The organism is Lacticaseibacillus manihotivorans DSM 13343 = JCM 12514, assembly GCF_001435035.1.
GTDB classification, from domain to species: Bacteria; Bacillota; Bacilli; order Lactobacillales; family Lactobacillaceae; genus Lacticaseibacillus; species Lacticaseibacillus manihotivorans.
Genome location: NZ_AZEU01000264.1, coordinates 1 through 1,426 on the forward strand (window position 1 = coordinate 1; position 1,426 = coordinate 1,426).

At 44.1% G+C, this 1,426-nt stretch carries 1 protein-coding gene; it reads left to right on the forward strand.

The window, feature by feature from the left end; translation table 11 throughout:
- The first annotated feature begins 22 nt into the window (after positions 1–22).
- Entirely contained in the window at positions 23–1,240 is a 1,218-nt protein-coding gene (locus tag FD01_RS13350) for an IS110 family RNA-guided transposase (RefSeq protein ID WP_056964780.1), read from the forward strand.
- The last annotated feature ends 186 nt before the right edge of the window (positions 1,241–1,426 follow it).

The window sequence follows — 1,426 nt, forward strand, 5'->3', positions numbered from 1 at the left end:
CCCTAGAAAGATGGTGCTCATAATGGCAATTGTATTTGGTATTGATGTTAGTAAGGCTACTTCCAATGTCGCTGTAATCAACGACGATACCACTGTATGGCAATCGAAAATCAACAACGACTGGTTTGGGTTTCAGGAGTTACTCAAACACTTGCAGGAATATCGAGAACCTCAAATCGTCTTCGAAGCTACTGGAGTCTACTCACAACGCCTCAGGCGCTTCTTAGATGATCATCAGTATCGATACTCCCAACTCAATCCGCTAGCCGCTAAGAAGCAGTTAGATGGTTTGCGTACGCGAAAAACCGACAAGAACGATGCCTTACACTTAGCGCAGACGCAGTTGATCTTCAAGCGTCGACTCACTTATTATCAAGAACCGGTTTATCGGGACTTGATGAATCTAAGTCGCTTCTATCAAGAGGTAAACTCCGACCTGGTACGTGAGAAGAATCGACTTCACCGCAGTGTTCAGTTGACGTTTCCAGAGCTTGAACAGCTCTTGTCCAAGCCTACTGGGAAGATGTACTGGACAATCGTACAGCTGTATCCACACGCCGATTGTTTAAACGAACAAACGCCGGAAGACGTCTATGAACAGATATCAAGTGTGGTTTCTCATCACGGGAAAGCAGCACTGAAAGCTATCGCAACTAAACTTCTGAATCTCGCAAAAGCTTCATATCCGGCCGAGTCTATTGATTCACCAATGCTTGAACAAACGCGTTATCACGCCAAACAAGTAACGGAACGGGAAGCTCATAAGGATCAGATCATTAATCAAATGGTTCAGTTGGCTAAGGGTCTACCAGAGTTTGAAATTCTCATGAGTATTCCTGGATTTGCGGAAAAAACAGTAGTGCGCCTTATTGGTGAACTCGGCGATATCCGGCGCTTCGGAAGTAGCAACAAGTTGAATGCCTTTGTTGGGATCGATCTGCGTCACTATGAGTCGGGAAACTACATCGCGTCTGATCAGATCAGTAAACGCGGCAATCATATTGCTAGAGCGGTCTTGTATCGGGCGATCACTAACATTTCCAGTGCCGCTAAGACGAAACCAAATCACATCAACGACTTCTATCAGAAACGAAAAAAGCAACTTCCCGTGGTCAACGGAAAAACCGTTGGCTCAAAGAAAGTTGCGGTCGCCGCGATGAGTCGCCTTCTACGAACGATTTATCATCTCGTGACAACGAGTCAGTTGTATCAATACGGCGTCCAGCGCCAACCAATCTGACTACGTGAATAGTGTAAACCCTTAGGCAAAAAATGAAAATGCCAAAGGTCTATTTGGTTTACCCTCAAACTCAAAAATCAGCAGTATGAACGGATGATTACTCTAATAACAAGAAATGTGATCCATCTAAACGTAAAAGAAAACGTGATTAAATCAACATTAGTGCTTGACTAATGGTAGAAAAAA